A 26,195-nucleotide genomic window follows, 5' to 3' on the forward strand; every position below is an offset into this window, starting at 1 on the left:
GTCGCTAACCCCTTCAAAACCTCGCTTTTCGGCAGTTTTCTGCCAGTACTCGAGGCTGTTCCCATGTCGGCATTTCCGCTTCCAGAAGTGAGTTATTCGGACAACTCACGACAGATTTGGACCGGTTTGGACACATCTTTCGCGAGAATTTTCGCGAGTGTTTCATGGCCTCGATCACCTCGATGTTGCCATGAGCGAGAGTGTAATTCTAACGCCCAAGCATATTGACGGCTGAAGGACGGTTCCCTCGCCGATCGGGAGGTCCCCGGCCTTTCCATTGTCGTTTTCGGCCCCGCCAAGATGCAATGGCGCTTCAGGCGCCTCGTTGAGGGTCCCAAGAAAACCGTCGAACTGATTCTTGGCGTCTACCCTGGCTTCTCGATCGATGAGGCGCGCGTACGGGCAGCAGGTTATGCTCGATCCAGTCGAAAAGCTGCCCGTCTCCAATCGTCCAAGTCCAGCCGCGGCTGCTAGACGACAACGTGAGCGCAGCGTCCCTGCAGGTCAATGGCTACGACATCGCCCTAGATGACTATCTCGCTTTTCAGCCCGGCACGGGCACATATTTACGCGCCGGCGGATGGGCACTCATATCGTGATCGCATGCCGTCAGAGCCTCGACGAGTGCGCGCAGAGCGTCGAAATGAGTGGTGCAGAGGAGGCGCGGCGAACAGTCGAATCTATTGCAGAGATGGGCGGCAGCCGCGACGGCGACGCCATGCTGCGCACCATTGCCCATCAGCTTCGTCGCGGAGCCCGCCACATGCGTGACACTGATGTGCTTGCCCGCCATCAGCAGGTTCTCGATGTTCGCCGAGTATAGGCAGCGGAATGGAATGCCATAGGCCTGGCGATCGCGCATATCGAAGATCCAGTCCTTGAGACGGAAATCGTATTTTCCTTCGCCGGGCTCCCACGCGCAATGGATGCAGAAGGAGCCATCGTTCGCGATCAGGGTGTCGTCGAACCTGGTGTGATTGCGAATATCGTTCTCGGTGAGGATATAGTCGCCGCGATAGCGCCGGAACTCGCCTTGCGCCGCTACGAATGCCATCCATTCGAGCTCAAGATTGGCATATCGCTCTGGCTCGAGTTTTTTGACGTTGGAAAAAGTGCCGTAAAGGGCGCGCATCAGATAATCGCGGACAAGCTCGCCCGACGTATAGGGATCGAGCCATTGGCCATATTCCCAGAAATGCGTGGCAGGAACGACGTCGCCGCTCCTGCCGAAGCGGAATTCGGGGGTGCTCGGGTTGTCGCCGGCGCTCGGCCCCGGACCATTTTCCAGTCCCGGCTCGATCAGCTGACCGCTGAGATTCGCGTAATCCTTCGACACCTCGGTTGCCCAGCGTACCTCGGGGAAGGGAACTTCATGATCCGCCATTCGGGTGCGAAAGAATATCGTGTTGCCGTGATGCATCTCGTCGGCTTTTTCAGGCGCATAGGATTCGCCATACTCCGATTGTGCTTCGCGCCCGAAAAGCGTCTCAGCGCCGGCGAGGACGCCGAGCATGGCGGTGCCGCTGCTGTCGATGAACATCTTTCCGCGAAAGCGACGTTCATGCCCGCCGCGGGCCTCGACGGCATCGACCGAAATGATCCGGTCGCCCTCGGTCGCGGCGCTGATGATGCGATGTTCCAAGAAAACCGTAGCGGTCGGTTCTGCCTCAAGAAGCGACAGCGCGGCGATATTGCCATCCGGCCCCCGCGCCGACAGCTCTTTCAGTAGCGCCCCTTGCGTTCCGCGCGGCATCAGACCGATCTCGGTGCTTGCGTTTCCGCCAAGCACCGGCCGGTCGTGGATCAACGCGACGCGGTCGCCTAGGCGAGCCGATGCCAACGCCGCGGCGCAGCCAGCGATGCCGCCACCGACGACGACGACATCATAGCTTCCGGCATCGAACGGTTCGGCGGGCAGTCCGCGCAGTGCCCTGCGCCAGGCGCGGCTGGCTTCATCGACCCCATTTGGGGGCGCCGTGCCATCGGTGCCGAGATAGATGGCGTCGCAGCGCCCGTCGAAACCAGTGAGGTCATGGAGCGTTAGCTTCGTCGCCCCATGTGGCAGGTCGAGTTTGCCGGCGGATTGCCACGACCAATCCTTGTCATTCGCGCCGAATTCCGTGGAAAGTTTCGTCTCGTTGATCGATAGAACGAACCGCCCCGGATGGTGGCCGGGAACCCAGTCCTTCGCGCGCACCCAAACCTCATATTCGCCCGCTTCCGGCACCTCGATCACTGTTGTCGCGTCGGCGACCGGTCGACCCAGGCCATGAGCCAGAAGATAAGGCGAACCCATGATGGTCTCGAACTGGGAGTCGAGAACCCAGCCGCCATAATCGTCGAAATCCTCGGCCTCGATCAGAATGCCCGACCGCCCAATGCTTGCGCTTTGATCGTTCATCACGATGATCCTCTGGCTGTGAAGCTGGCATCAGGAACGCCAATGTAAGGTCTGCGGGAAAGCGAGCTGGCAGTTAGCCGAGCGCTATTCCAGCCGCTTGGGCCGCCTTTCCGACAAATTTCATCACCTGTTCGCCGCCCGCCTCGTAAAGATGCGCGCCTGCAGGATCGGAGATATCGGTCCAAGCCGCCGCCACGGCTTCGGGCGTGCAATTCTCCGGCGGCAAGTAGACGCCCTCGGTCTCATGAATGAGCGTTCTAGCAAAGCCGCCTGCGGTCGCGCAAAGGATGGCGCGCGACGGCGCGTCCTCGCTTGCGAGAAAAAGCAGGCCGGGCGTCACCGACTTGGCATCCATCAGCTCGATGATCGCGGGGGGCAAGAGATCCTGCGTCATGCGCGTCGCCGCGCCCGGCGCCAGCGTGTTGACGCGGATGTTGTTCTTGGCGCCTTCGATATGGAGCACGTTCATCAGGCCGATGACGCCCATCTTGGCGGCGCCATAATTGGATTGGCCGAAATTGCCATAAATGCCCGAGGACGAACTGGTCATGATGATCCGGCCATAATTGGCCTCTTTCATGTGCGGCCAGGCCGCCATTGTGCAGACAGCGGCGCCGCGCAGATGCACGCGGACCACCGCATCCCAATCCTCGACGGTCATTTTTGCAAAGCCGCGGTCCCGCAAGATACCGGCGTTGTTGACGAGGATATCGACGCGCCCCCAGTCGCGAAACGCTTTCGCAACCATATCGCCGACCTGCTCCGGATTGCTGACATCGGCGCCATGCGCGAACGCCTCGCCGCCGGCGGCGCGGATCATCTCGACGGTTTCCTCCGCTGGCGCCGACGATCCCCCGCTGCCATCGAGCCCGCCGCCAAAATCATTGACGACGAGCTTGGCGCCCCGCGCCGCCAACCCGAGGGCGTGTTCGCGGCCAAGTCCGGCGCCGGCGCCTGTCACGATGGCGACGCGGTTGTCGAAGCGAATGGTCATCATGTTTCTCCCCTATAGGCGCGCCGCATTTCCGCCAGCGCGTCAGCGTAAGTCGTCGCGGGTTTCCACCCGAGTTCGTTGCGGATGCGCGAAGCATCGATGCGATTGTCGAAGCCGACGAGATTGAGGCCCTCCATCGAGCCTAGCGCCGGGTCTTTCGGCGGCACCCTGTTCGCGGGGTCCTCGTTCGCACTGATCGCCGCCAGCGCATCGGCAATGTGTATCGTCGGCGGGGGCGGCATGCCGGCAAGCGCGGCCATGTCATCCATGAACTGCCGCCAGCTGACCGGCTCCCCGTCGCAGACATTATAGGTACGGCCGATCGCGTCCTCGCGGGTGCCGGCAAGATAGAGCGCATCGGCCAGATTCTCGACATAGACGAGGCCGGCGTTGTTGACGTCCGCGTCGCCGAAGACGGCGCCGCCGGTTGCCCTGATGCCTTCGATCAGCCGGTCGCCCCAGGCGCTCGCGCCGCCGAGACCATAGACATTCGCGGGACGGATCAAGGTCAGTGCTGAGCCTGTGCGCTCCGCGACATCCAGCGCGGCCAGTTCCTGGCCTTGCTTCGCCCACCCATAGGCGCCGGCCCAGGGACCATGCCCGTCGTCTTCGCGGCAGATCTGCGTCTGGAGCAGCGTGCCATAGACGGCGATCGACGAGGCGACGACGATGCGCACGCCCGCCGCCGCTTCGCAGACCTGGCGTGTGCCGCCGGCAATGATGTCCCATTGCTCCTGATAATGGCCCGCGAGCCCGACGATGGCCGCCAGATGGATCACCAGATCGGCGCCATCGACCGCGCGTTCGAGATTGTGCGGATCGCGCAGGTCGCCATGCACCATGCGAACCTCGCGCGGCCATTCGGCGGGTGCGGGCTCGCCGGGCAGCGAGAAGCTCGTCGCGTCCCACCCGGCGTCCAGGAACCGCCGCACGACGCGCCGGCCGATGAAGCCCGGTCCCCCGGTGACCAGAACGCGCATCAGGCGATCTCGAGCAGACCCGCAGCGCCCATGCCCGCGCCGACGCACATCGTGACTACCGCATAGCGCGCGCCGCGGCGCTTGCCCTCGATCAGCGCGTGGCCGACGCTGCGCGCTCCCGTCATTCCGTAGGGATGGCCGATCGAGATTGCGCCGCCATTGACGTTGAAGATGGCAGGGTCGATCCCGAGCTTGTCGCGGCTGTAGAGGCACTGGCTGGCAAACGCTTCGTTCAGTTCCCAAAGACCGATGTCCTCGATCTTGAGACCATGCCGCTCCAGAAGCCGTGGCACGGCGAATACGGGGCCGATCCCCATCTCGTCGGGCTCGCAGCCCGCGGTCGCGAACCCGCGGAAAAAGCCGAGAGGGGCGATACCCCGTTTTGCCGCTTCTTCGCTGCTCATCATCACGACCGCGCTCGCGCCATCGGACTGCTGGCTGGCGTTGCCCGCGGTGACCGACCGGCCTTCGGCCATCGTCATGCCATTCTTCAGCACGGGTTTCAGGGCCGCAAGCGACTCATAGGTCGTGTCGGGGCGGTTGCACTCGTCCTTGGCGACGACGACTTCGACTTCGCTGACCTCGCCGCTGGCCTTGTCGACCCTTTTCCAGCGCGCTGTCAGCGGCACGATCTCGTCATCGAACTTCCCCGACGCCTGCGCCGCAGCGGTGCGCTGCTGGCTCTCGAGCGCATACAGATCCTGCGCCTCGCGGCTGACGCCATAGCGTTCGGCGACCAGCTCCGCGGTTTCGATCATCCCCATCCAGAGCGCAGGTTTTTGGGCCATCAGGTCGGCCTCGGTTGCCTGGTGCATGTTCATATGCCCCGAAAGCTGGACCATCGAGATCGACTCGACGCCGCCCGCCGCGAGGACAGGAACGCCCTCCATCGCGATACGGTTGGCCGCCATCGCGATCGCCTGCAATCCCGACGAGCAGTAGCGGTTGACCGTGACGCCGCTCGTCGTCACCGGGCATCCGGCCTTGATGGCTGCGTTGCGGGCGATGTTGAATCCGGTCGCGCCTTCGGGATGCCCCGAGCCCAGCACCACATCCTCGATTTCGGCGGGATCGACGCCGGCGCGGGCGATCGCGTTGCTGAGCGCGTAACCGGCGAGCGTGATAGGATGGGTGTTGTTGAAGCTGCCTCGCACCGATTTGGCGAGCGCGGTGCGGGCGGTGGACACGATGGCGATGTCGATCATGATGGCCTCTCCAGATATGATTTGGCGGCTCACTAAACAAATGTTCAGTATTTCGCAAGAGGGTTCGCGCGCGGGCTCGTCGCTGCTAAGCGGGTCGCAAACAAGGGGATGAAAATGGCGAAGACGGGCGAGATCGTGGAACTATCCAAAGGCAAGGAGCGGCTAATCCGCGTCGCGATGCAGCTGTTCGCCGACAAGGGGTTCGACGGCGTCACGGTGCGCGACATTTCGGCCGCTGCCGACGTCTCGGTCGGCCTCATCAACCATCATTTCGGATCGAAGGAGGGGCTAAGGACCGCGGTCGACCAATATTTCCTGACCCAGTTCGAGGAGACGATTTCGGTCAACCCGCTCGATCCCAAATCCGCCGAAGAGCGAGGCGTCGATGCCGTCGTCGAATGGACCGAAGAGTGGATCGACCGGCACATCGGTGAGTGGAGCGTTTCTACCGCCTATATGCGGCGCGCACTGCTCGAAGGCAGCGATTGGGGTGCGAGCCTTTTCGAGCGCTTTTATCAGGTAGTGCGCACGACGGTCGACCGGATGGATGCCGAGGGGCGCTTGCGGCCCGATGTCGACCGGCTCTGGCTTCCCCTCCTGCTCATGTACATGGAATTGGGAACATTGCTCCTCGAGCCCTACGTGGAAAAGGTGCTCGGCCGATCGGGCTATGACCGGGTTCTCTGGCGACGTCGCTACACCGCCTATGTCGATCTCGTGTATCGCGGCACCCGGCCCGATCCAAAGCCGGACGCAAACTAAACATTTGCTCAGTTTCTTCTCCTTCGCTTATAGGCAGGGCAACGCCTAGACAGAAGAGCGAGAGGAAATGCCGAAAATCTCGGAAATTTGCGATGCGAATCGCGAACGCTTCGCGCGGCAGCTTGCTTGCACGCGCATCCACGATCTGCTCGCCAGTCATGCCGCGGCGATCCCCGACGCCGAAGCAGCGGTCGAAGGCGGCGAGCGGCTGACCCACGCCGACCTGGCGGATCGCGTCGATGCCATTGCACGGGCGCTCGTCGCCTCGGGGGTCATGCCCGGCGACCGGGTCGCGACGATGGTGCCGCCGAGCCTCGACTTCTGGCTGACCTATCTTGCCAGCGTATCGATCGGCGCGGTCTGGCTCGGGCTCAATCCTCGCTATCAACTGCCTGAATATGCCTATCTCCTCGACGATGCGACGCCGCGCCTGATCTTCTGTCGCAGCGAATATGAGGGCCGTCCCTATCTCTCGGAGCTCCAGACCGTCGGCGCATCGGTCGAGACGTTCGTTGCGATCGGCGAGGCCAATGGGCGGGCGGTCGCGTTCGACGCCTTTCTCGACCGCGCCTCGGACTACAGCGAAGCGGCGCTTGCCGACCGCCGCGCGGCAGTCGATCCCGAGGATATTGCGGTCATCGTCTATACGTCGGGCACGACCGGAAAGCCCAAGGGGGCGATGCTGTCGCACCGCGCGATCATGGCGGCGTGCCTGTGCAATCTGTGCTGGATGGCCGATGGGCTCGAAAGCACTATCGAGGTCGCACCGATCAATCATGTGGGCGCGCTCAACAATGTCTGCATGAACGTCTTCGCCTATGGCGGCCGCATCATATTTTATCACCGGGTCGACATGGAAGCGATCGCGCAGATTACCCGCGACGAGAAACTGACCTATTTGGTCGGCAGCCCGACCAGCTTCGCGATGTTCGGGGCGCAGCCCGACAAGGGGCTTGAACGGCTCGGCCATTACCGGCTGATCGTGTTCGGGGGCGGGGCTACCGCCGAATCCTTGCTGCAGCCGGTCTTCGACACCGGCGTCCCGATGTTCAACGTCTATGGGCAGACCGAGACGTGCGGTATCGTCACCGCGACCGATGCCGGCGCCAGTCCGAAGATCATGGCCGAGACGTTCGGGAGGCCCTTGCCCGGCGCCGAAATGCGGATCGCGGACGCCAGCGGCGCGCCGCTACCGCTAGGAACCGCCGGCGAAATACAGGTTCGCGGTCCCTATTGCATGACAGGCTATTTCGGGCGCGCCGATGCCACGGCGGAGGCCTTCACAGCCGACGGATATCTGCGGACCGGCGATCTTGGGGTCGAGCATGATGACGGTAATTTCTCGTTCGTTGGGCGCCTCAAGGAAATGTTCAAATCGGGCGGATACAACATTTATCCGGTCGAGATAGAACTCGCGCTTTGCGAGCATCCGGGCATCGGCCTCGCTGCCGTCCTCCCCATACCCCATCCGATCTTCCAGGAGGTGGGACACGCCTTCATCGAGGCGCCCGAGGGCCAGATCGACGAGCGCGAGCTTCGCGATTTTCTGAAATCCCGCCTTGCAAACTACAAGATTCCGAAGGTTTTCAGCTTCGAGCCCGCGCTTCCGAAGCTGCCGAATATGAAGATCGACAAGCAGGCGTTGAAAAAGCGTCTCGAACAGGGAGAGGCCGTATGACCGAGGGACATTTCAGGCTCGAGCAGAATGAGCATATCGTCACGATCACGCTCGATCGGCCCGATAAGCGCAATGCGCTGACGCCCGCGTCGTTACAGCAGCTGAAGACGATGGCCGAAGCGCTTGCCGACAATGCCGAGGCGCGCGCCGTCATCATCCGGGCCGAAGGCCGCGACTTCAGTGTCGGGGCCGATATCGGCGGGATGGGAGCGGGCGAGCGCCCGCCGCCGACGGTCCAGGTTCGCCGCACCGCCGAACTGGGTAGCCGCCTGATGCGGGCGATACGCGAGGTACACCAGCCAACAATCTGCGCGATCCAGGGCATCGCAACGGGCGGGGCCGCCTGCATCGCGACGGCTTGCGACTTCCGCATCGGGACGCCCGATGCCCGCATCGGCTATGGCGAGGTTAAACTCGGCATCAATCTCATGTGGCACGCCTTGCCGCTCGCTATCCAGACCGTCGGCCTGGCGCGCGCGAAGCGGATGGTGATGACCGGCGCGCTCTTTGAGGCGGAAACCATGCGCGAGTGGGGCTTCTTCGACGATGTCGTCGAAGCTGGCGATAAGGATCGGGCCGCGCTGGCAATGGCCGAAAGCTACGCGGCGTTGCCGCCGATCGCCGTTCAGATGATCAAGCGCAGCGCCAACGCCTGGGCCGGCGCGCTCGATCAGGCGGTGATGCACGCCGACACCGACCAATGGCTTCTGGGTACGCGGACCGATGATTTCGGAGAAGGCGTGGGGGCCTTCTTCGAGAAGCGCAAAGCCGAATTCTCCGGAAACTAAACAACAATACATTTGTTCAGTTTCGCCTTGCTATAGACTGAACAGATGTTTAGTGAGGTCGCGACCGCCGAGAATCGCCGTCAGCGCGATTCCGGATTACGAGAGGGAGGATATCTGATGGCCCGCATTTCCCGTTTCGCTGCTGCGTGCGCCAGCGTCAGTGCTGCTGCGCTGCTGAGCGTGCCCGCATTCGCGCAAGATGCGGCGGCCGATGGCCCCGACGATGGCGATATCGTCGTTACCGCTCAGAAGCGCGAACAGGCGCTTCTCGATGTTCCGCTCGCGATCCAGGCGATTTCGGGCGCGCAGCTCGAAGAAAGCGGTACCAAGGAACTCAACGACCTTCTGGAATCGATCCCGGGCGCGTCGAGCGTGTCGCGCACCGCGCCGGGCTTCGAGACGATCCAGATCCGCGGCATCGCCAGTGGGACGACCGGCGATGCGACCGTCGGCTATTATGTCGACGACGTGCCGTTCAGCGTGCCCAATCTGCAGCTCGCGCCGCCGTCGCGGCTTTTCGACTTGCAGCGCGTCGAAGTGCTGCGCGGTCCGCAGGGCACCCTCTATGGCCAGGGCGCGATGGGCGGAACGATCCGGATGATTACGGCATCGCCCGATTACAACGAGGTCTTGGGCCGCTTCCAGTTCGAGCTTTCCGACACCGCCGGCGGCGAGCCGAGTGCCGCGGTCGACGGCGTCGTCAACGTGCCGATCGCGCCGGGCACCGTCGCGCTGCGCCTCAGCGGCGGGTATGAACTCGTCGGGGGCTTTGCCGATGTTGTCCAGCCCGTGGCCGGCGTGCCGACGACGATCAAGAAAAATGCCAACGATACCCGCTCGTGGAACATCCGCGGCAAGCTCGGGATCAAGCCGTCGGAATCGCTCGACATCGAACTCGGTGCATGGCGGGTCGAGAACAAGCTCGATTATCGCAACACGATGGATAGCGTCGATCCGGAGATCTACAACAACACCACGGGCCCCTACGGGCGGCCCAACTATGTCGTGACCAACCTCACGCTCATTTCCGCGGTCGTGAATGCCGACCTCGACGGGGCGCAGCTGGTGAGTTCGACTTCGTACATCGACAGTCTGCTCGACTTCGATGCCTCCTTTCTTGCCGGCGGCATCCTGCGCAATGCCTCGACGTTCAAGACTACGGCCTTCACGCAGGAGTTGCGGCTGAGCTCGGCGGGCGATGGCCCCTTCAACTGGCTTGTTGGCGGCTATTACAGCGATGGCAAGAACAAGAGCGACATCTGTCTTGGACTGTTCGTCGACTGCGCGGCGCCTTTTCCGCCGTTCAACATCAATTCGGCGGGTCGGCTCACGACCAAGGCTTATGCGGTCTTCGGCGAGCTTTCCTATGCGCTGTTCGACGACCGGCTCGTCGCCACCGTCGGCGGACGCTATTTCAACGACAAGCGCCGCATAACCGGGGTCGACCGCTACACGTCGGCGCTCACCGACGACGGCGCGACCTTCGACACGTTCAACCCGCGCGCCAATCTGTCTTTCAAGCTGACCGACGATATTCTGGTCTACGGCAACGTCGCCAAAGGTTTCCGCAGCGGGTCGTTCCAGTCGGAAGCGCAGGCGGCCGCCGCATCCGCGGCGCTCGGTTCTCCCGTCCCTACGGCGGTACAGCCCGACAAGGTGTGGAGCTACGAGTTCGGGGCCAAGGGCAAATTGTTCGACGGGCTGATCACGATCGATTCCGCTCTCTATTGGATCGACTGGTCGGATATCCAGCTGCAGAGCACGCTCAATGGCGTCGCGACGCTGACCAACGGCGGCAATGCCCGCAGCAAGGGCATCGACCTCGGCATCATCCTCAAGCCGGCCCAGGGACTGAGCTTCCAGGCCATCGGAAATATCAACTCCACCGAATTCACCTCGGTGCTGCCCGCCATCGTCGCGCTCAATCCGCTTGCGGCACCGGGCACGCGGATTCCGAACGTGCCGAAGAAGAGCCTCAACCTGTCGGCCAACTATGCGTGGTCCTTTGCCAGCTGGGGCGGCGAGGGCTTCGTGACTGGCGGCTATGTCTTCCGCGACGAGCAGCTCGATTCAACTGGTCTGGTCTCCGACGAACTGAACGAGTTCAGCCTCCGCGCCGGGGTGAGCAAGGACAATTGGAAATTCCAGGTCTTCGGCGAGAATATCGGCAACAACCGCTCCGCGCTCGTCGCCGGGTCGCTGGGCCTCCAGCCCAATTTCCCGCGCCGGATCGGCGCCCGATTCAGTGTCGACTTCTGACGCGCGGACCAGCGTAAAAGGGGGCGGAGCAGCACCGGCCTATTATGGGCTGGCGTTGCTCTCGACCGTCAGCCTGCTCAATTATCTAGACCGCATGGTCATCGCGGTGCTGGTCGAGCCGATCAAGCGCGATCTTGGCCTGTCCGACACACAGGTCGGGCTGGTCGCGGGTTTCGCCTTTGCCTTGCTCTATGCCTTGGCCGGGCTGCCCTTGGCCCGCATTGCCGACCGAAGCTCGCGCGTGAAGCTCGTGTCGATTTGTCTCGTCGTGTGGAGTGCGATGACGGCCTTGACCGGAATGGCGCGAAGCTTCGTCGAGCTGTTCGTGGCGCGCATGGCAGTCGGTATCGGCGAGGCGGGCTGCGTCCCGGCATCGCACTCGCTGATCGGCGACATGTTCCCGCCCCACCGACGCGCTTTCGCGGTCGGTGTTTTCCAGGCGGGTGGGCTGATCGGCATGAGCTTCGGGCTCGCCGGCGCCGGCTGGGTTGCCGAGGTTTATGGCTGGCGCGCCGCCTTGCTGGTGGCGGGCACAGCGGGGGTGCCGGTGGCTCTTCTCCTCTATATGACCATGCCCGAGCCCGCGCGGTCGGGTCAGGCGTCCGCGCGGCCGACCGGCGAGAGTGCGATGGCGACGATGGTCGCGCTCGCCCGCCGCCCGGCGCTGGTGCATCTCGTCATTGCCCTGTCGATCGGCGCCTTCGCGACCTATGGCATGTCGCAATGGATCTCCGCCTTTTTCATTCGCTCGCATGGCCTCGGACTTGCCGCCGTCGGTCTTTACGGCGGGCTTGCGGGCGGTGGCGGCGGCATCATCGGCGCCATCGTCGGCGGGCTCGCGATGGCCAGACTGCGCCCGCGCGACGCGCGATGGGAGCTTTGGCTGCCGGCCGCAGGCTACGGTCTCGCGGCCCCCTTGTTCGCCGCGACTTTTTTGCTGCCCGATGCGCTGGCTGCTTTTTCGCTACAGTTTGCGGCGACCTTCGTGGCGTCGGCGGGCGGCGCGGTCGCGCTGTCGGCGATCCAGACCTTCGCCGAGCCGCACCGCCGTGCGACCGCGATCGCCATCATGCTGATGCTCTCTTCCTTGATCGGATTGGGCGTCGGGCCGACCGCGGTCGGTGTCCTCAGCGATGCGCTGTCGCCCGCAACGGGCGGTGACAGCCTGCGCTACGCCTTGGTCATATCGACCGCCTTTCTCCTTTGGGCGAGTACCCATTACCTTCTCGCTGCGCGTCACGCTCGAGCCGACGCCACCGCAGCCGATTAATGGAAAGCGATGCGATGAAATCCGTTACCCCAGATGAAGCCCGGGCCTTGATCGGCACGGACCTCGGCGTCTCCGAATGGAAGCTGATCGACCAGGCCATGATCGACAAGTTTGCCGACGTGACCGGCGACCATCAGTTTATCCATGTGAACCCCGAGCTTGCCAGGCAAACGCCGTTCGGCGGCACGATCGCGCACGGCTTCCTCACGCTCTCGCTTCTGGCATCGTTGATGCCCGAGAACGCTTTGGTTCTGACGGGGATCAAGATGGGCGTGAACTACGGCTTCGAGAAAGTCCGCTTTCTGCAGCCCGTTCCCAGTGGAAGCCGCATTCGCACGCATCACCGCCTCGCCGCGATCGACGATAAGGGCGGCGGACGATATCTGGTTACAACCGAGGTGACGGTCGAGATCGAGGGCCAGGACAAGCCTGCGCTCAGCGCCATCTGGCTCGGAATGCAATTTATCTGAACACCATCGCTGTCCGGTTTGGGCGAGGTGAGCGGCGCGGTTGAAGAGCGAGCGGAGATGCCTGACTTCGAAGGTCTATATTATGAGATCAGCGGCCGGCCGGACCGGCCCTGGGTCGTGTTGTGCCACGGCATGGCGCTCGATCTGGAAAATATGCGTCCCTTGACTACGCGCCTCGAGAGCGACTGGCGGGTACTCGCCTGGGACATGCCGGGGCATGGCCGGAGCGTCGTTCCCGCAAAGATTTCGACCGACGCTTTTGCAGGCCTGCTCGCAAATCTTCTCGACGGGCTCGGGATAAGCGGCGCTCATATCCTTGGCTTTTCGTTTGGCGGCGTCGTCGCGCAAAAACTGGCGCGCGGCCGTCCCGACCTTGTGTCGGCCCTCGTTGCCTATGGATGTTTCGCTCCTTTTCACCAAAAGTCGCCGCTCCCCTCCGCGCTCGTCGAGGCCGCGATCGCGCCCTATCATGTGCAGAGCTGGCCTGCGATCCAGAGCAAATTCGCGATCGCCTGCGCCGACAGCGAGGATGGCAGGATCGACGCCTGGCGCGCTTCGCAGCAGACCGATAAGCTGACGTTTCTTCGGATGACCCGCGCCCTTCTGACATCTTTCGAGTTCGCAGGCGACGTTCGCTTCGATTGCCCTCTGCTCATCGTGCGCGGCGAAAATGACAGTAACGGCGCATTGATCGAGAAGGCCGCAACGGGCCTAAGACATGCGCATCCGGATGCGGCAGAGGTCGTGATCCCGGGCGCAGGCCATTGTGCGCATCGAGATGCATCGGATTTGCTTTATCGCGCGGTTACGGATTTCCTGTACGCCCATCCTATTGCGTGTCGGCGTCGACCGCTTTCGCAAGACAAATAGGGATCCGGCGATGGATAGCTTTTTGGCGCTTGGGCGAGTGCCGGTAAGCAAGCTGCATCCTACGCTGTGTTTGCCGCCGGCGAGATCGGCTCGGAGGCAGCTGAATCGGCGACCTAGTAATCGAGTGATCGCGCGATCAGCTCCTTCATGATTTCGTTCGCACCGCCGTATATTTTCTGCACGCGCGCATCGGCATATTGCCGCGCGACGCCATAGTCCTGCATGAAGCCATAACCGCCAAAAATCTGGACGCATTCATCGGCCACCTCACATTGGGCCTGACTGCTCCACCATTTGGCCATCGAAGCCGTTGCCGGGTCGAGTTCGCCCCTGTCGAGGCGGCCAATGCAATCCGCAACGAAGCTGCGCAACACCTCGGCCTTGGTCTTGCACTCGGCCAGTTTGAACCGGATATTTTGCTGGTCCATCAGCCGCTTTCCGAAGGCCTTTCGGTCGCGTGCATAGGCGCGCGTCTCTTCCACGGCATAATCGATGCCGCCCAGCGCCAACAGCGCAACGCCAAGCCGCTCCCACGGCAGCTGCTCCATCATCTGGACAAAGCCTCGCCCTTCTTCGCCTCCCAGCAAGGCGTCGGCAGGCACGCGCGCCTCGTCAAAAAAGAGTTCGGCGGTGTCCTGTGCCTTCATGCCGATCTTTTTAAGATTACCACCGCGCCGGAAGCCATCGAGATCGTTCAGATCGACGATCATGAGCGAAATGCCGCGAGACCGGGCGTCGGGGTCGGTCTTCACGACAAGGCAAACAATATCCGCCATTCCGCCGTTGGTAATGAAGGTCTTCGATCCCGAGATCGAATAGCCGTCGTTTGTCCGCTTAGCGGTGGTCCGGATGCCCTGCAGGTCGGAGCCGGCGGCGGGCTCGCTCATTGCGAGGGCGGCGACTGTCGTCCCGGCCGCGAGGCCGGGAAGCCAGCGGTCCTTCTGGTCCGGAGAGCCATAGTCGTCGATATAGTGGATCACGCATTGTTGAATGCCGATCCCCCAGCCGGTGTCGCCCGACCGCGCATATTCGTAGCAAGTGAGCGCGTCGAAGCTGCGCGGCAGTCCGCCGCCGCCAAGGTTTTCGGCTAGCGAGGGTGCGAGGATTCCGAGCGCCCCGGCTTTCTCGAACAGCTCGCGATCGACCGCCCCTTGCTCGTACCAGCGCGCACTGTTCGGCGTGACCTCCGCCGCAACGAAGCGTTCCACAAGGTCGGAGTAGCTGCGGTGGTCGTCGGTGCACCACGCGCTGTCGGCAAATCGGTCCGTCATTGAAATCTTCCCGAAATTTGGGGCGGGTCAGCGCCCGCTTGCGAGCCAGTGCAATATCCGGGCGCTGACTGTTTCCCGCGCCTCGAGATGCAGAAAATGGCCGGCGTTGCCGATAACCTCGACCTCAAGCCCGGCGGGAAAATCGGCCTCGCGCATCGACGCCACGAAGATGTCTGCGCCAACGCAGCCGTCGTCTTCTCCGACGAGACCCATCGTCGGGACCGTAACCAGGCGCGCGAACAGCGCCTGCGTCGCCTGCCCGGCATCCGAGACGATATCGAAGGCCTGTCGATACCAGCCGAGTGTCGCTGCTGCGACGCCGGGTTGGCGGAAGGTTTCGCGTACTGTCTTAAGAATGTCGGCGGGGATGTCCCACCCCGGCGACCATGTCCGCCAGAGGCGCTCGAGCCATTCGCAATCATCCGTCAACAGGCGGTCCTCAGCGCCGGGCTCCTGAAACTCGAGGATATAGTGCGACCGTGCCTGCTGGGCCGGATCGATGGCATAAAATTCCGCAAAGCCGGCCGGATGCGGAACCGACATCATCGTGAGCGAAGCAACCCGTTCCGGCGCCAGCAAAGCTGCGCCGAGGGCGATCGTCGCGCCCCAGTCGTGACCGATCAGATGGGCCAGACCGCCGCCAAGCTGCTCGATCCAGCTGGCCACGTCTTCGGCCATTCGGATGGCATGATAATCCTGATCTTCAGGCTGCGCGGAGGCTTCATATCCGCGCATCGTCGGCGCCACAGCGCGATATCCTGCTTCGGCGAGCGCAGGCAGCAGCGCGTCGAAAGTGCGGCAATTGTCGGGAAAGCCATGCAGGCAGAGCACCAGCGGTCCTGTCCCTGCCGAGCGCGCGGTAAAGCGAAGCGGGCCGTTTCGAAGTTCGATCGTCTCGATAGGCATCACAGACGCGCGTCGCTCCAAGGATCGATCATGATCTTCGCATGCGCTTCGGGATCTTCGAGCGCTGCAAAGGCGCCTGCGATCCCGTCCAGCCCGACGGTGCCGGTGACGAGCGGCCGCCAGTCGAGCTTGCCCGAGGCGATAGCGCTCAGCGCCTCGGCAAACTCTTCCGGGGCATAGTAGAGCACGAACTGAAGATTGAGTTCTTTCGCGATCGCAATCATCGGATTGAAGCTGTCTTCGCCCTGAGGAATACCTGCAACCACGATTTGCGATCCGACGGGGGCCTCGATGATCGCTTGCGCAAGTACGCCGCGAACGCCGGTGCAGTCGAAAATGATCGCGGGTTTGCCGGCCGGGATGTGGCCGAACGGTGTTTCGTCTCTGGGATGCACGGCGGCGCGTGCCCCCATTGCCAGTGCCAGACTCCGGCGGCGCGGCGAGAAGTCCGACGCGACGATGTTCGTCACGCCGCGCATCTTGAGCACTGCTGCAATCGCGAGCCCGATCGGGCCGCAACCGAGGATGATGCAGGCATGGCTGTCGCCGTCGAGTAGCGATTTGGCGACCGCATGAACCGCAATGCCCAGCGGTTCGACCAACGCCGCGGCGGCGTCGGGTACGTCTTCGGGTATCGCGAGGAGAAGCGCTTCGGTGCCGAGAAAATATTCGGCGTACGCCCCGTCGACGTTGACATTGGCGCCGATGGCGACGGGCGCGCCATCACGAAGCAGAAAGGGAACCGACACCACGCGGTCGCCGACCTTCAGCGATTGCGCGGTATCCGGACCGAAGGCGACAATCTCGCCGACATATTCATGGCCGAGTACCATGCCTTTTGAGAGATCCTGGCCGGGCGCGCCCATTTCGCGCGCCATCTTGTCAATGTCGGCGGCATGTTTGAACTGGTGAATATCCGATCCGCAAATGCCGCAGAGCCTGGTCTTGAGCAGAACCTCGCCCGGTCCGGGAACGGGCACCGGCCGATCTTCGATCGCAAAGCTGCGATCACGCATGACTGCAGCGCGCATCGTTATTCGCCGATCACGATCAGGCCCGAATAGTCAAGGCCGAGCGCGTCGCAATAGCCGCGGTAGACATCGAGCGCCGCGCGCGCATCGATGACCGAGACGACTTTGCCCTCGGCATCGAGATTGATGTTGGCGCCGTGCACCGCAAACCAGGTGATCGTGTCGCCCTGCTGATCGGCGGGACTGCACAGCGTGTGGACCGAGCCGGCGGGTTCGAACAGGTAGGAGCCGGGGCTGTTCACCGCCTCGGGCGTCTCTTCATAATACCACTGGCCCTGTATGGTCACAGCATAGACCTGGCCGGTGTGGAAATGCTTGATCACCTTGTGCCCTGGCGGCAGCCGCGTGTTCGAAATCCAGATACCCTGGTTGAGATCGACATGCAAAAGCTGCAGCGCGCTGCCGTCGCCAGCCTCGGCCCACGGGAGGTCCGCAAGCCCGATGTGCATCGTCGTTTGATCGGACTCGACCGGCACAATGGGCCGCGCCATCATTTTGGCAGCGAATTCGGCAAGGGCAGGGGGTATCTGGGGGTCGGCGTCGGCCATCTAGAGCTCCTCAGGCAAGGGCGGTCGCGACGTGAGAATAATGCACACGCGCGTCTTCATATTGGGGAGGCAGGTCGACCTTGGCGGGATCGTACCAGGGCATGTAGGTCGCGAGCACGCGAGGCAGGCCGCGGCGCAGATAGTCCCGATTGAACGCCTTGCGTTCGGCCACAATCTCGGGCGTCTGATAGCGTGCGAACAATTCTTCCTCGCCGCGGATCATCACACCGGCGAAGCGTTTGACCCAGCCCAAATAATGCCGCTGCGACCAGAGGCTCATGCGCATGCGGTAGAACCAGCTGCCCACGACATGTTCATAGACATCGAATGCGACCGACCGATGCTCGAGCTCTTCCATCACATGCCATTTGCCGAGCTGTGCCAGCGGCGAGTCGGTACGGTCGTAAAGCCCGACCTCGAGCTGCGCGCGCGACATTGCGCTGGTCATCGATTCAAAGCCTTCGGCATAGGCAAGGTTGAACTTGAGCGGCTTCTCCTTGCTGAACGCCTTATATTCGGCATCCAGTTCCGCTTCGAGTTCGCGAAGCGCTTCATACGCCGGATTAAGCCCGCGGATGATGTCATTGGCCTTCGCATGTTGCTTGAAATGCTCGCCTTCCTGCGCACAAAAGCGCTTCAGTTCCTCAACGAGCTTGGGATCGCCGATATGGGGCAGGGCCTGTCGCATCGTTCGGATGAGATAAGGCTCGAGATAGGGAAGCATCATCCACGCGCCGAGGAACATGAACGACATCTCGGGGTCATCCTTGACGAAAACCCGATCCATATCCGGCGTGAATTCGAACGCCATCCGGCGCACGGTCATCGCGCGATCCTCGGTCATTGCGCTCTCCCAAAAACATCTTTATCAGCGTCAATACTAAACAAATGTTCAGTACGAATCAAGGCAGAAATTTCAGCCGACCTCACGTCTGGCAGGGGAGGGATACAAATTGTCGGAAGCGACACTCAGCCTCGGAATCGTTCTGTTTACCGGCGTGACGGCTCTGGATTTCGTCGGCCCCGCACAGATCTTGTCCGAAGCCAATGGCTTCTCGACAATGTTTCTGGCCAAAAATCTGGACCCCGTCGCCACGGACGCCGGATTTGCAGTCGTGCCGAGTGCCATTTTCGACGAATGCCCGTCGTTGGATATTATCTTCTTGCCGGGCGGCTCAGGTCAGCAGGGCGCCATGGAAGATAGCGATCTTGTAGACTTCGTCCGGAAGCAAGGGGCCACAGCCAAGTTTGTCTGCTCGGTGTGCACCGGATCCTTGCTGTTGGGCAAGGCCGGGCTGCTCGACGGCTTTCGCGCAACGACCCACTGGGCTTTCCTCGATGACTTGGCGAGGTTTGGAGCACAACCTGTCCGGCAACGGGTCGTTGTCGATCGCAACCGTGTCACCGGGGCCGGTGTTTCCGCAGGCATAGACTTCGCCCTGTCGCTCCTCGCGAAACTACGTGGCGATGACCGGGCCAAGCTCATGCAGCTAGGGATCGAATATGATCCCGAACCCCCGTTCGACTGGGGCAATCCCGACAATGTCGACCCCGTGCTTGTTTCCCAACTTCGGGACGCGTTCCGGAAGTTGATCGTCTTCTGAATGAGCGGCAGCGCTGACGTCCGGCATATCAGGAGCACGCGTGCCTTGAATTGTCTTGTCTGGCCGAGTGCCGCGAGTGCAGGCTCCCCCCCGAGGCCATCAAGATGGGGATTCGTTCCTCAAGCACCAAGAACGTGCGGATTGCCGTTAATACGGAGTACTGAGCAGGATAGCCGAAATTTGGCCTCAACACGCCGCGATTGAGCGCGTGCGGTACGATTGGAAAGGTGCGGTCCTAACTAACGGCTGCTTATCGAATTTTCTGACCAAAAGCTGCCGGTCCGCGATCGACCAGAATCGGAATCGCAGCGGATCATCGCCGAGTTTACTGAAGGCGGGCAGCGCCATCGAAGCGGACGCAGGTGCCGTTCAGCATCGGACTGCCTATGACCGTCTCGACGAATTCCGCAAATTCTTCCAGACGGCCGAGCCGGCTGGGATGCGGCACGCCTGCGGCGAGCGCATCCCTATGTTGTTGTGGCAGCGCTTCGACCATCGGGCTGAGGAATGTGCCCGGTGCGATAGCGACAATCCTGATCTTGTGCGGAGCCAGATCGCGCGCGATGGGCAGCGACATTCCGACTATAGCGCTCTTCGACGCACTGTAGGCGGCCTGCCCGGCGATGCCGTCGAAGGCGGCGATCGACGATGTGTTGACGATCACCCCGCGCTCTTCTCCGATCGGGTCGGCAGCGCATAGTCTGGCGGCGAACTGCGAGAGTGTGTTGAACGTCCCGACCAGATTGATGTCGATGATCCGTCGGAAGGCATCAAGGGGATGGGGTTTTCCGCCTTGATCAACGGTTTTGACGAGGTCCGAGATTCCAGCGCAATTGACGAGAATGCGCGCGATGCCGTGCCGAGCCTCTGCGGCGTCCAGAGCAGCCTTTACGCTCGCTTCGCAGGTGACATCGCATTCCGCAAACAGGGCGCCTGTTTCCGTCGCGTTCCGTTCGCCCGCGACAGGGTCGCGGTCGAGGATTGCTACTTTTGCGCCGCGCGCCGCAAGCAGTTTCGCCGTCGCCGCGCCGAGGCCGGATCCACCGCCCGTAACAATGGCGGCGACGCCGTCGATTTCCATCTAGCTTCCTTCCGGTTCCGGTGCGTCGATCATCGATCCGGCGCCGGCATACCAGCCGCCATCGATGATCAGTTCTGCCCCCGTTACATAGCGCGCGTCATCGGAAGCGAAATAGAGGACTCCGTGTGCGATATCGATGGGATCGCCGGTCCACCCCATAGGGATTCGGGCGTTGACCGCCGCCAGTTGCTCCGGCGCAATGTTGCCGGCGATCGGCGTGTCGATCCGTCCGGGAAGGATTGTGTTGACCCGGATGCCTTGCCGGGCGAATTCGAGCGCCGCCGCCCGGCTCATCATGCGAACCGCGCTTTTCGAGGCGTGATACGACAGGGCGTCGGGACTGGGGGTAATCGCATAGATCGACGCGATGTTGACGATCGCCGCGCTCGCGGACTTGAGCAATTCGGGCACTGCCGCCTGCATGCCCAGAAGCGTTCCCGTCTGGTTGACTGCAATCACGTCGGACCAGATTTCTGGCGTCGTCGTGCGCACGCCGCCCATGCGAAAAATGCCGGCATTGTTGACGAGCGTGGTCAACCCGCCAAACCGTTCGACGGTGAATCGCACCGCCTGCCGCCAGCTTTCGGCGCTGGTGACGTCGAGCGGCGTCAGGGCGGCATCGCCGCCCGCGGCAACGATCCGGTCTATGACATTTTGTCCGGCCTCGATCTGGATATCGCCAACGACGACGCGGGCGCCCTCGCGGGCGAAAAGTTCGGCCTCGGCCGCGCCGAGGCCACTCGCGCCTCCGGAAATCAGGGCTACCTTGCCGTCGAGCCGGCCCATCTATTCGATGACCGCGAGAATAGCGCCGACCTGATAGGTTTCCCCGATCGCAGCGCGAATTCGTAAGGTTCCCGTGGCCGGGCTTTCGACCTCCTGCGTCGATTTCTCGCTCTCGAGCGCATAGAGCGGCTCGCCTTCAACCGCTTGACCGCCGTCGGCGACAAGCCATTCGACGAGTTCGCCTTCGTTCATCGAAAAGCCGATTTTGGGCAACAGGACTTCGACCGCCATGGAGAGATTTCCTTTCTATTTCAGGTCAATAGCCTGCCAACCGCAGCTTCTATGGCTGCCGCATCGGGCGCGAACGCGGATTCGAGCGGACGAGAGAAGGGGACGGGACAGAATGCCGCGCCCAACCGCTGTACGGGCGCCTTGAGCGCGTGAAACAGATTTTCGTGAATGACCGAACTGATCTCGGCGCCTGCTCCGAAAGGCGTGACCGCTTCGTGCACGACGATCGCTCGGCCGGTCTTCTTCACCGACGCCAGCACCGTCTCACGGTCCCACGGCGCGATGCTGCGCAGATCGATCAGTTCGGCCGACATGCCACGGCTCGCGAGGGCCTCGGCCGCCGCAGCCGCTTCCTGGACCATTTTCGCGTAGGCAATGACCGTCACGTCGCTGCCTTCCCGCACGACACTGGCTTTGCCGATGGGGACGCGGTGCCCGCTTTCGGGCGCCTCGCCCTTGGTGAAATAGGTCGGCAGATTCTCGATGAAGATCACCGGATCGGGATCGTCGATGGCGCTGCGCAGCAGGCCATAGGCGTCGCTCGGGTTCGACGGCGCCACAACCTTGATTCCCGCGGTGTGCGCGAACCAGGCCTCCAGATAGTCGCTATGCTGACCGCCGTTGGCAAAGCCGCTGCCCGTCATCGTGCGGATCACGATCGGGACGTTGGTCTGGCCGCCCGACATGAAGCGCAGCTTTGCCGCGTGGTTGACGATCATGTCCATCGCGACCGTCGTGAAATTCATCAACATGATTTCGGCGACCGGTTTGAACCCGCCGAGCGACACGCCGATAGCGGCACCGACGATCGCCTGCTCGGCAATCGGGGTCGACCGCACCCGTTGTTCGCCGAACCGCGTCGACAATCCCTTGGTAACTCCGAGGACGCCGCCATCCTCGGGGTCTGCGACATCCTCGCCCAGGATCAGCACAGCTTCGTCGGCTTCCATGGCGTCGCCGAGCGCCCGGTTAATGCTCTCGAGGATGGTGATGCTGCCCATCACGCCGCCTCCGCCGCGAATACATCGCGCGACAACTCGCCGACGTCCGGAAAATCGCTTGCCAGCGCATAGTCGATCGCTTGGTCGATCTCGGTGTCGATGGCTGCTTCCATAGCGGCAAGATCGGCTTCTGCGGCGTGTCCCTTTTCGATCAGCCACGCGCGAAAGCGGGGGACGGGATCGGCCGCTATTGCCGCCGCTTTGCGCTCGGGGTCCATATAGGCATCGGTGTCGCCGAAAATATGGCCGTGAAAACGATAGGTCATCGCCTCGACAAGCGTGGGACCTGCGCCGCTCCGCGCACGCTCGACTGCATCGCGCGCTGCAGCATAGGTTTCGAGCACATCGTTTCCGTCGACGCGGATGCCCGGCATAGAATAGGATGCCGCCCGGTCCGCGACACGCGGTGCCGATGTTGCTTTCTCATAGGCGGTGTGCTCGCCCCACTCATTATTCTGGCAAACGAAGACAACGGGCAGCTTCCAAACGGATGCCAGGTTGAGCGCTTCGTGAAACGCACCGATATTCGAGGCCCCGTCGCCGAAATAGGCCACTGTCACCCGGCCGTCGCCCTTTAGCTGCGACGACCACGCAAGACCGTTGGCGATCGGCATCGAACTTCCCACGATCCCGGTCGTCACCATCACCCCCGATTTCGGATGGGTGATATGCATCGGACCCCCTTTGCCCTTGCAGGTTCCCGTGACGCGACCCGCAAGCTCGGCCCAAAGGTCTTTCAGCGGCACGCCCTTGGCCAGCATATCGTGGGTGCCGCGATAGATGGTGCAGATATAGTCGCTGTCCTGCAGGTTGGCCGATACCGCGCTCGGGATCACTTCCTGCCCGCGCGGTGAATAATAGGGCATGACGAGCCGGCCGGTCATGATCACCTTGCGCGACCGCTCGTCATTGGCCTTTATAAGCGCCATGCGCCGGTAGATCGCAATGAGCGTCGTTGCGTCGGGATCGGTTCGGTGGGTCATGCGGGTCCAGATCCTTCAGTCGCGAAGCCGGCCGTAGGGCTGGTAACCAAAATCGGCCGTGTCACGCTGGCCGATCACGAAAACATCGGGATCGATAGCGCTGCTGGCGAGGCCGGCATGCGTGTAGACCCAGTCCATCACGACGACGCGATCGAGTAGCCGCCATTCGCCATCGCGGCATTCGAGGACATCCGCATATCGGCCGCCGGCGACGTCGTCGGCGATGCCCTCACCATCGGGCCGGATGTGATGCGCGATAAAGACGGTTTCTGCGGCGGCGCGATTACCGGCCACTTCGATATTCGACTGGCCGATCATGTGCGTGGTCGTGATCCAATGATCGCGCATGTAGGGAATGATAAACTCGGCGAAGTCGCGCGCAGGGCCGTTGTAGATGCCATGATTGTCATGCGCGTCGTCCCAATAGACACTGGCGAGCGCTTCGGCGTCGAGCCTGTCGATGCCGCGGCAATATCGTTCCAGAACCAGCCGGATTCGCTGGTGGTTCAAAATCTCGTTCAGATCGTCCTGCATGTTTCAGACCTCTTCTCTTGCTCTCGACGTTAGAATGCGTGTTCGCAGCGCATCTTGACGGGCCGCGACAATTTTTGCGCTCGGAACGACACCCCCGGCCTGTATCCCGATGGCTTCGAAATCGTTGTCGAAGCGACTGATACGGACCGCCTGCAATCGGGATTTTGTCGTCAAAGATAAAGACGCGCGGTGCGTAGCAAATTCATTATTCGGTGATCACGGATCAAAAGAGCGACCATCAGAAGAGCTCGGTTGGGGAGGAAAATGATGAGGTTCAAACTCGGAAGCGTGGCTCTCGTGTTGCTGTCGTCGTCGGCCCCCGCCTGGGCGCAGGGCACCACACCGCCAGCCGACGCTACGGCCGCGAATGACGGCAACGAGATCATCGTGCTGGCTCAGCGACGCGCCGAACGGCTTCAGGATGTGCCGATCTCGGTGGTGGTGCAAAGCGGCGAACAGCTCGAGACGGCTGGTGTGGACAATCTGCGCGATCTCGGCGCCGTGACGCCCGGCCTGACCTTCCAGGCGCAAGGCAACTTCGTGCAGCCGGCGCTGCGCGGGATCACGACGCTCGTCACCGGCCCCGGTTCGGACAACCCGATCGCACTCTATATCGATGGTGTTTATGAGGGGACCCAGGCTGGCGCCTCGATCGACTTGCCCGATGTTGAGAGGATCGAAGTGTCCAAGGGCCCGCAAGGCACATTGTTCGGGCGGAATTCAACCGGCGGCGCGATCCAGATATTTACCAAGACCCCCAGCTTCACGCCGACGGGCAGCATTTCGGCAACCGCCGGGCTGTATGACGGCTCGGGATCCAGCCGCTCGTCCTATGATCTGGGGGTGAAAGGATATGTGAGCGGTCCGATCGTTGCCGACAAGATCGCCGCCAGCCTCTCCTTCGCCTATCGCAATGTCGACGGCTATTCGACGAACATTGTCTATGACGGTCTGCCGACGGCAATCCAGAATGCCTATGGCTCCGATCGCATGGACTGGCTGAAATCGGTCACGCTGCGCGGCAAGTTGCTGTTCACGCCTACCGAGAATGTTTCGGTTCTGCTCAGCGGCTATTATATGCACCGCAAGAGCGATCATGGTAGCGCCGGGTTGCCGGTGGGCGGTCTGACCGCGGGGGCTTTCTATCCCGACGCCGTATTCGGTACGCGACCCTTCGAATATGCATACGACGCGCCCGATCCGCTGACCGAGATCAAGAATTATGGCGGTGCGCTGAAGATCGATATCGACACTGGCGCCGGCACATTGACCTCGACGACCAGCTACACGCTCAGCCGGCATCGCGAACGCGTCGATGTCGACGCTTCCTATTCACCGCAGTGCCTCGCCGCGGCGCCGATGACATTTGCGTGCATCGCGTTCGCCGATACGCAGCCCAACGACAATTTCCTTCAGGACATATTGTTCACGTCCGAACAGATGGGGCGCATGAAATTCGTCGTGGGCGGCAACTTCTTCAGCAGCAATGGCGATCTGTCGGGGGTTATCAGCGATTTCAGCGGGGGCGCCCAGCCGGGTGCGCCGGCTGTCATCTACAATCCGCTGCTGATCGCGACGACCCGCGTCAAGACCCGCGCCTACGGCATTTTCGCGCAGGCCGACATTGATCTGACGGACCAGCTCACACTGACCACGGGCTTGCGCTACAGCTATGAGAAGAAGAAGGGCTATATCACCTTCTTCGGTTCGCCTTTCACCAACTTTGCGAACCCTAGCTGGGACAGCTTCACGCCGCGGGTTGGCCTTCGCTATGCGCTCGACGGCCGCAGCAATATCTATGCGACCTTCAGCAAGGGCTTCAAAAGCGGTATCCTGCCGATCCTGACCATCGGCGATCCGGTGAACCCCGAAAAGATCACAGCCTATGAAGTTGGCTACAAGACGGCGCAGCCCAGCTATTCGCTGAATCTCGCGGCGTTCTTCTACGATTATAAGGATCTGCAGATTCAGTCGTTTACCGGGACGACAATCATTCCGACCAACGCGGCCTCGGCCCGCATTTTCGGCGTCGAATTCGACGGGACCGTCGATCTCGGCTCTTCGCTCAGCGCGCGGGGAGGGGTGACATGGATGCCCAAGGCGGATTTCCGCAGTTTCCCGAACGCCGCAGGCTATCAGCCCGTCATCACGGCGGGCGGACTTCCCCCGGTGGTCGCCGATGTCAGCGGCCAGCGGCTGGTCCGTGCGCCGAAAGTCAGCGCGGTCGCGAGCGTGACCTACACCGGCAGCGTCGGGGGTGGCGACCTGACGATTACACCCAGCGTCCACTACTCGAGCAAATATCTGCCCTATGACGCGTTCGACCTGCTGGTTCAGGGCGCCTATGCGCGCGTGGCGACCGAGATTGCATACAAGCCGGATAACAGCGGCTTGCGTCTCGCATTGTGGGTGCACAACCTCACGAATGCCAAGTCGTTCAGCTCGACAACCATTTCGGCCGGTGCTGCACGTGCCACCTATGAAGAGCCGCGCGAGTTCGGCATCACCGTCGGATATGATTTCTGACCACGATGCCGGCAGC

The 26,195-nt window shown here is 62.3% G+C and carries 25 protein-coding genes; 10 read left to right on the plus strand and 15 right to left on the minus strand.

Annotation, left to right across the window (positions count from 1 at the left end; translation table 11 throughout):
• Positions 1-231 precede the first annotated feature (231 nt).
• Positions 232-474 carry an integrase arm-type DNA-binding domain-containing protein gene (locus tag QOL68_RS18975; RefSeq protein ID WP_502957414.1) on the plus strand — a complete coding sequence of 81 codons (243 nt, stop codon included), beginning with the start codon at positions 232-234 and terminating at the stop codon, positions 472-474.
• 70 nt (positions 475-544) lie between these two features.
• Here the strand turns inward: QOL68_RS18975 and QOL68_RS15785 are convergent, their stop codons facing one another.
• From QOL68_RS15785 to QOL68_RS15800, 4 genes are all read right to left on the minus strand, one after another.
• The gene (locus QOL68_RS15785; RefSeq protein ID WP_282950026.1) at positions 545-2,401 is read right to left on the minus strand and encodes an FAD-dependent oxidoreductase; all 1,857 of its coding nucleotides are present in this window, start codon (positions 2,399-2,401) and stop codon (positions 545-547) included.
• Between the two features lie 73 nt (positions 2,402-2,474).
• The gene (locus tag QOL68_RS15790) at positions 2,475-3,398 is read right to left on the minus strand and encodes an SDR family NAD(P)-dependent oxidoreductase (protein WP_349306401.1); all 924 of its coding nucleotides are present in this window, start codon (positions 3,396-3,398) and stop codon (positions 2,475-2,477) included.
• On the minus strand, positions 3,395-4,375 hold the full coding sequence (locus QOL68_RS15795) for an NAD-dependent epimerase/dehydratase family protein (protein WP_282950028.1): 981 nt from the start codon (positions 4,373-4,375) through the stop codon (positions 3,395-3,397). The genes QOL68_RS15790 and QOL68_RS15795 overlap by 4 nt, the downstream gene beginning before the upstream one ends.
• Positions 4,375-5,580, minus strand: coding sequence for an acetyl-CoA C-acyltransferase (locus QOL68_RS15800; RefSeq protein ID WP_282950029.1), 1,206 nt, complete (start codon positions 5,578-5,580; stop codon positions 4,375-4,377). Before QOL68_RS15800 ends, QOL68_RS15795 begins: the two co-directional genes overlap by 1 nt.
• A 114-nt stretch (positions 5,581-5,694) precedes the next feature.
• On the opposite strand from QOL68_RS15800, the gene QOL68_RS15805 reads away from it, so the two are divergent.
• From QOL68_RS15805 to QOL68_RS15835, 7 genes are all read left to right on the plus strand, one after another.
• The gene (locus QOL68_RS15805; protein ID WP_282950030.1) at positions 5,695-6,342 is read left to right on the plus strand and encodes a TetR/AcrR family transcriptional regulator; all 648 of its coding nucleotides are present in this window, start codon (positions 5,695-5,697) and stop codon (positions 6,340-6,342) included.
• Positions 6,343-6,409: 67 nt separating this feature from the next.
• On the plus strand, positions 6,410-8,020 hold the full coding sequence (locus QOL68_RS15810; RefSeq protein ID WP_282950031.1) for a class I adenylate-forming enzyme family protein: 1,611 nt from the start codon (positions 6,410-6,412) through the stop codon (positions 8,018-8,020).
• Positions 8,017-8,808: an enoyl-CoA hydratase/isomerase family protein gene (locus QOL68_RS15815; protein ID WP_282950032.1), complete on the plus strand. Its 792-nt coding sequence runs from the start codon at positions 8,017-8,019 to the stop codon at positions 8,806-8,808. The genes QOL68_RS15810 and QOL68_RS15815 overlap by 4 nt, the downstream gene beginning before the upstream one ends.
• Before the next feature lie 117 nt (positions 8,809-8,925).
• Positions 8,926-11,067, plus strand: coding sequence for a TonB-dependent receptor (locus QOL68_RS15820; RefSeq protein ID WP_282950033.1), 2,142 nt, complete (start codon positions 8,926-8,928; stop codon positions 11,065-11,067).
• Positions 11,054-12,337, plus strand: coding sequence for a spinster family MFS transporter (locus QOL68_RS15825; protein ID WP_282950034.1), 1,284 nt, complete (start codon positions 11,054-11,056; stop codon positions 12,335-12,337). The genes QOL68_RS15820 and QOL68_RS15825 overlap by 14 nt, the downstream gene beginning before the upstream one ends.
• A gap of 14 nt (positions 12,338-12,351) precedes the next feature.
• Positions 12,352-12,807 carry a MaoC family dehydratase gene (locus tag QOL68_RS15830; RefSeq protein WP_282950035.1) on the plus strand — a complete coding sequence of 152 codons (456 nt, stop codon included), beginning with the start codon at positions 12,352-12,354 and terminating at the stop codon, positions 12,805-12,807.
• A 27-nt stretch (positions 12,808-12,834) separates the two neighbouring features.
• Positions 12,835-13,677: an alpha/beta fold hydrolase gene (locus tag QOL68_RS15835; RefSeq protein WP_282950159.1), complete on the plus strand. Its 843-nt coding sequence runs from the start codon at positions 12,835-12,837 to the stop codon at positions 13,675-13,677.
• Between the two features lie 113 nt (positions 13,678-13,790).
• On the opposite strand, the gene QOL68_RS15840 is transcribed toward QOL68_RS15835, so the two are convergent.
• Genes QOL68_RS15840 through QOL68_RS15860 form a run of 5 tightly spaced genes read right to left on the minus strand, consistent with a single transcriptional unit; the run spans position 13,791 to position 18,277 of the window.
• Positions 13,791-14,948: an acyl-CoA dehydrogenase family protein gene (locus QOL68_RS15840; protein WP_282950036.1), complete on the minus strand. Its 1,158-nt coding sequence runs from the start codon at positions 14,946-14,948 to the stop codon at positions 13,791-13,793.
• A gap of 27 nt (positions 14,949-14,975) precedes the next feature.
• A complete protein-coding gene (locus tag QOL68_RS15845) occupies positions 14,976-15,854 on the minus strand; it encodes an alpha/beta fold hydrolase (protein ID WP_282950037.1) in 879 nt (292 codons plus the stop codon).
• On the minus strand, positions 15,854-16,885 hold the full coding sequence (locus QOL68_RS15850; RefSeq protein ID WP_283404328.1) for an alcohol dehydrogenase catalytic domain-containing protein: 1,032 nt from the start codon (positions 16,883-16,885) through the stop codon (positions 15,854-15,856). Before QOL68_RS15850 ends, QOL68_RS15845 begins: the two co-directional genes overlap by 1 nt.
• A 2-nt stretch (positions 16,886-16,887) precedes the next feature.
• Positions 16,888-17,433, minus strand: a complete 546-nt coding sequence (locus tag QOL68_RS15855) for a 2,4'-dihydroxyacetophenone dioxygenase family protein (RefSeq protein ID WP_282950039.1) — start codon at positions 17,431-17,433, stop codon at positions 16,888-16,890.
• A 10-nt stretch (positions 17,434-17,443) separates the two neighbouring features.
• Positions 17,444-18,277, minus strand: coding sequence for a metal-dependent hydrolase (locus QOL68_RS15860; RefSeq protein ID WP_282950040.1), 834 nt, complete (start codon positions 18,275-18,277; stop codon positions 17,444-17,446).
• Positions 18,278-18,386: 109 nt separating this feature from the next.
• On the opposite strand from QOL68_RS15860, the gene QOL68_RS15865 reads away from it, so the two are divergent.
• On the plus strand, positions 18,387-19,037 hold the full coding sequence (locus QOL68_RS15865; protein ID WP_282950041.1) for a DJ-1/PfpI family protein: 651 nt from the start codon (positions 18,387-18,389) through the stop codon (positions 19,035-19,037).
• 325 nt (positions 19,038-19,362) lie between these two features.
• Here QOL68_RS15865 and QOL68_RS15870 read toward each other — a convergent pair whose 3' ends face one another.
• The 6 genes from QOL68_RS15870 to QOL68_RS15895 are packed head-to-tail and all read right to left on the minus strand — an operon-like array spanning position 19,363 to position 23,653.
• A complete protein-coding gene (locus QOL68_RS15870) occupies positions 19,363-20,118 on the minus strand; it encodes an SDR family NAD(P)-dependent oxidoreductase (protein ID WP_282950042.1) in 756 nt (251 codons plus the stop codon).
• The gene (locus tag QOL68_RS15875) at positions 20,119-20,904 is read right to left on the minus strand and encodes an SDR family NAD(P)-dependent oxidoreductase (protein ID WP_282950043.1); all 786 of its coding nucleotides are present in this window, start codon (positions 20,902-20,904) and stop codon (positions 20,119-20,121) included. It lies immediately after the preceding gene.
• Positions 20,905-21,135 carry a biotin/lipoyl-containing protein gene (locus QOL68_RS15880; RefSeq protein WP_058454872.1) on the minus strand — a complete coding sequence of 77 codons (231 nt, stop codon included), beginning with the start codon at positions 21,133-21,135 and terminating at the stop codon, positions 20,905-20,907.
• A 20-nt stretch (positions 21,136-21,155) separates the two neighbouring features.
• Positions 21,156-22,136, minus strand: coding sequence for an alpha-ketoacid dehydrogenase subunit beta (locus QOL68_RS15885; protein ID WP_282950044.1), 981 nt, complete (start codon positions 22,134-22,136; stop codon positions 21,156-21,158).
• A complete protein-coding gene (locus QOL68_RS15890) occupies positions 22,136-23,119 on the minus strand; it encodes a thiamine pyrophosphate-dependent dehydrogenase E1 component subunit alpha (protein WP_282950045.1) in 984 nt (327 codons plus the stop codon). The genes QOL68_RS15885 and QOL68_RS15890 overlap by 1 nt, the downstream gene beginning before the upstream one ends.
• Before the next feature lie 15 nt (positions 23,120-23,134).
• Positions 23,135-23,653 carry a nuclear transport factor 2 family protein gene (locus tag QOL68_RS15895; protein WP_204993986.1) on the minus strand — a complete coding sequence of 173 codons (519 nt, stop codon included), beginning with the start codon at positions 23,651-23,653 and terminating at the stop codon, positions 23,135-23,137.
• Positions 23,654-23,920: 267 nt separating this feature from the next.
• On the opposite strand from QOL68_RS15895, the gene QOL68_RS15900 reads away from it, so the two are divergent.
• A complete protein-coding gene (locus QOL68_RS15900) occupies positions 23,921-26,179 on the plus strand; it encodes a TonB-dependent receptor (protein ID WP_282950046.1) in 2,259 nt (752 codons plus the stop codon).
• Positions 26,180-26,195: the final 16 nt, after the last annotated feature.

The sequence above is a fragment of the Sphingopyxis sp. Geo25 genome (assembly GCF_949769135.1).
Classification (GTDB): Bacteria; Pseudomonadota; Alphaproteobacteria; order Sphingomonadales; family Sphingomonadaceae; genus Sphingopyxis.